We start from the raw sequence: 3,870 nt of genomic DNA on the forward strand, positions 1-3,870 counted from the left end.
GTCCCGGTTGATCCGCGCGAGCGCCGTGGGCCCAAGAGCATGTGCGGGTGACGCGCGGCGCCGCCCGCAGGTGCAGCCGCGCCCTCGGCTGGCGTCGATCACCGGCAAGCCCCCGTCGTGATGTCCTAAGACCTAAAGCAGGACCTATTCGCGGTGGGTTGGGGCTCGCACCCGCCTCGGGTTCGAACCGCGGACATGCTGCCCTCCGCATCCCCCACGGTCCCCGCCAACCTTGGTGGGAGCGCGGCGCGGCGGGAAGGTGCGGCCACGCCGCTGATCAAAGAGCTTGCTGCGCGGTCAGGATCGGATACGGATTGACCGGGCTGCCCTTCCACCACTGCTTCTCGGGGCCAAGCAGGAAGATGGCGAAGTGCAGGTGGGGGGCATCGGGGCTCGCGTTGCCCGTGGCGCCTACGTAGCCGATCACCTGCCCGCGGCGGATCTGCTGCTTTTCCGCCAATCCATCCGCATACCGGTCAAGGTGTGCGTAGTAGTAGGCGTAGCGGCCGGTCGGCTCGAACTGGTAGATCGTCAAGCCGCCGCGCTCGCTGGTGAAGAGTTTTTCCACATGGCCATCGGCCACGGCAAGGACCGGGGTGCCCTTGGCGGCCATGATGTCGATGGCATCGTGGGAGCGCCCTTCGCTGCGTGCGTCGGTGAAGGTATCGGTGAGGTCCGCCGCGCGTATGCCCTGGACCGGGAGCAGCAGCGCGGATGGCGCGGGCATGTCGCTGCTGACGCCAGGCACGGGGGCCACTGATGCAGGCGCGACGGTGCCTGCGACAGAAACTGCAGGCGTATTGGCCGCACCCGGTGTCGCAGTCGCAGCGGACGTTGACACCCCGGCGGATGCAACCGGCTGCGACGGGTCGGATGCCGGCGTAGGCACGATGTCCATGCCGCTCCAGACGACCACGCCCAGCGCCACCACCAGCAGCAGGCCCAGCACGTACTTCATGCTAGTCCTGCATCACGACGGCGGTGGAGGGCGAGACGGCGGCGGCGACGCGCTCGACGTCCCAGTTCGTCAGCCGCACGCAGCCATGGGATTGCGCCTTCCCCACCGTGGCCGGCTCGGGCGTGCCGTGCAGTCCGTAGTGAGGCTTGGAAAGATCGATCCATCGCGTGCCCACCGGGTTGTTCGGGCCGGCAGGCAGTGTCGCCTTGGCATGGGAGGGATCCGCGTCCCAGAACAGGGCTGGGTTGTAGTGGAAGGTGGGATTGACGGCGGTGCCGAGGATCTTCCACTCCCCCAGTGGCAACGGGTCCTTGTCGCTGCCGGAGGACACAGGAAACTGCGCGACGACCTTGCCTGCGGCGTCCGCCAACGCAAGCGTGGACTCGGACTTGTCGATCACCACGCGGGCGGCCTTGGGCGGCGCGGCGACATCGGCCACGTTCGGCACCTGTATCCGGGCACCCGCCCGCGCGAAGTCCACGCCGGGATTCAGTTGTTCGAGCAGAGCCGGCGCAACGTGGAAGCGCTCGCCCAGGGCTTCGCGCACCGACGCGAAGCCCAGCGATGGCAGCTTTGCCTGCGCCATCATGTCGTCGGGAATGCGGATGTAGCGCTGGCCGACGTCTTCGGCCGTCAACGTGTACGCGGTGACCACCGCCGCCGCGTTTGCGTTCAGGGCGTTCCACGTGGCCTGGTCGAGCTCGCCGGTGACGTCCAGCCCCCTGGCGGCCTGGAAGCCCCGCAGCGCGCGCCGCTGGTTGGAGCCGGACAGGCCATCGATTTCCCCGGGTGAAAAGTGCGCGCGGTCCAGCAGCACCTGGGCGCGCAGCAGCGCAGCCGCGCCGCTCCGCGTGGCGGGATCGTTCGCCTGCGCCGCCAGGGACACAGGGGGTTCCGCCCGGGAGGGGGCCGAGAGGGCGGCGAGCAGGACGACAGCAAGGAATCGCACGGACATGGGCAAAGGACTCGGGTTGCAGTGTCCGCATCTTCGAAAGGCCTGCGTCATCGCGGCGTCAATCTGCGCGGCCGCCCGATGCCTGCAGGCGCCGTCGCAGGGTGCCCGAGGCCGTACTCGGCCTCCCTGCTTTCCCTGGAAGGCGTCTAGCCTCCGCGTTCCGCCCTGAAATACGCCACCAGCGCATTCGCATGGCCATGGCCCAACGCGTGCTCCGTTTTCAACAGGGCCACCTGCTCGCCGTGTTTCCGGTCGCTGACCGCGCCCAGGATCGTGAACCAGTGTTCCACCGGCTTACCGTACTGCTTCTCTATCGAAGGAAAGTAGGAAGCCGGACCTTTTGTCTTCGCGTTCGTCGTCATGCATCGCTCCTGGCGGTCATGCAAGCTGTGTGCGCCACCTTGGCGTCACGACCTGCGCTTGCCTGTTCGACGAAGGAGGGGGTGCGGGATCGACATGCGGTCCCGCCCGTAGCACAGACAAAGAACCCCGGCCAAGGCCGGGGTTCCTCATGCACATCCTGGCGACTCCCTCAGCGGGCGATCCTCAGAACGTGATGCTCCAGCTGTTGATGTAGCCGGTATCCGCGCCTGCACGGTCGCGGGCGCGCAGGCGCCAGCTGCCGTTGAGGGCTTCGCTCGACAGGTTCACCGTGTAGGTCTGGTTGATGTTGTCGGCACTGCCGCCCGTGCGGTTGTGCAGCACGTACACCGAACCATCCGGCGCCAGCAGGTCGACGATCAGGTCACCGATGTAGGTGTGCACGATGCTGACCGCCACCTGCGCATTGCTCGGCGCGTTGCCCGTGCGGCCCGACACGGCGATCGTGCTGGTCACGCCCGTCGTGTTGTTGTCGGGAATGCTGACGTCGGTGCCGTTGGTGTAGGTCTGCGTACCGCCACCCGGCGGCATGGTGCCGCCCTGCGCCGCCACGACGGCTGCGTCCGCATTGGCGATGCCCGCACCGCAGCCACCCGAGCACGTGCCCGGCAACGGACGCGCGGTATTCTTCAGGATCGTCTCCACCTGTGCCGGGGTCAGCGGCGACGGTGCGGCAGCCTGCATCAGCGCGACCACGCCCGCCACGTGCGGAGCCGCCATCGACGTGCCGTTGTACGACGCGTAGCTCGCGCTGCCCGCCGTGGTGGTGCCGGAGTTGAGCGTGGACAGGATGCTCTGGCCCGGCGCGGAGATGTCGATGCCGGTGCCGTAGTTGGAGAAGCTGGCGCGCGAGCCGCTCGACGTGGTCGCCGCCACGGCCACGACGTTCGGGCAGTTCGCCGGCACCGCGCTGGACACGTTGGTGTTGCTGTTGCCCGCGGCCACCACCACGGTGGTCCCGCGACCGACCGCACCGTTGATCGCGTTCTGGTAGGTCGCGGAACAGGTACCGCCGCCGCCCAGCGACATGTTGATGACTTCCGCCGGATTGGCATTGGCGGGCACGCCGCTGACGGTGCCACCCGAGGCCCAGGTGATCGCGTCGGCGATATCCGAGGTCAGGCCACCGCAGCGACCCAGCACACGCACCGGCACCACCTTGGCGCCGAACGCGGTACCGGCCACGCCGGTGCTGTTGTTGGTCACGGCGGCGACGGTGCCGGCTACGTGCGTGCCATGCCAGCTGGAGTTGCTGACCGGCGAACCGCTGTAGCACTCGCCCGCGACCGGGTTCCAGTCGCCTTCGTCGTTCGGGTTCGAATCGCGTCCGTTGCCGTCGCGCGAGACGAAGGTGTCGCTGATGAAATCGTAGCCGGGCAGGATGTTGGCGTTGAGGTCGGCATGGTTGGTGATGCCGGTATCGATGACGGCCACCACCACGCCCGCGCCCGTGGACTTGTCCCAGGCCGAGCGCACATTGATGCCGGACGTGGTGGTGCCGAAGCCCCACTGCTCGGACAGGCGCGGGTCGTTGGGCGTCAGCACCGGATACATGCGCTGGTCGACTTCCACGTAC

General features: G+C 68.1%; 4 protein-coding genes. All 4 read right to left on the reverse strand.

From position 1 onward, the window contains the following. Window positions 1-277: 277 nt before the first annotated feature. Complete coding sequence (locus AC04L7_RS14040; RefSeq protein WP_435997189.1) at window positions 278-958, reverse strand: M23 family metallopeptidase; 681 nt, start codon at window positions 956-958, stop codon at window positions 278-280. 1 nt (window position 959) lies between these two features. Continuing rightward, the gene (locus AC04L7_RS14045) at window positions 960-1,913 is read right to left on the reverse strand and encodes a L,D-transpeptidase family protein (RefSeq protein WP_435997187.1); all 954 of its coding nucleotides are present in this window, start codon (window positions 1,911-1,913) and stop codon (window positions 960-962) included. 146 nt (window positions 1,914-2,059) lie between these two features. Next, on the reverse strand, window positions 2,060-2,275 hold the full coding sequence (locus tag AC04L7_RS14050; RefSeq protein ID WP_296282027.1) for a DUF4287 domain-containing protein: 216 nt from the start codon (window positions 2,273-2,275) through the stop codon (window positions 2,060-2,062). A 184-nt stretch (window positions 2,276-2,459) separates the two neighbouring features. Further along, entirely contained in the window at window positions 2,460-3,848 is a 1,389-nt protein-coding gene (locus tag AC04L7_RS14055) for a S8 family peptidase (RefSeq protein WP_475513236.1), read from the reverse strand. Window positions 3,849-3,870 lie beyond the last annotated feature (22 nt).

This window comes from Pseudoxanthomonas sp. LjRoot204_2, assembly GCF_056175765.1.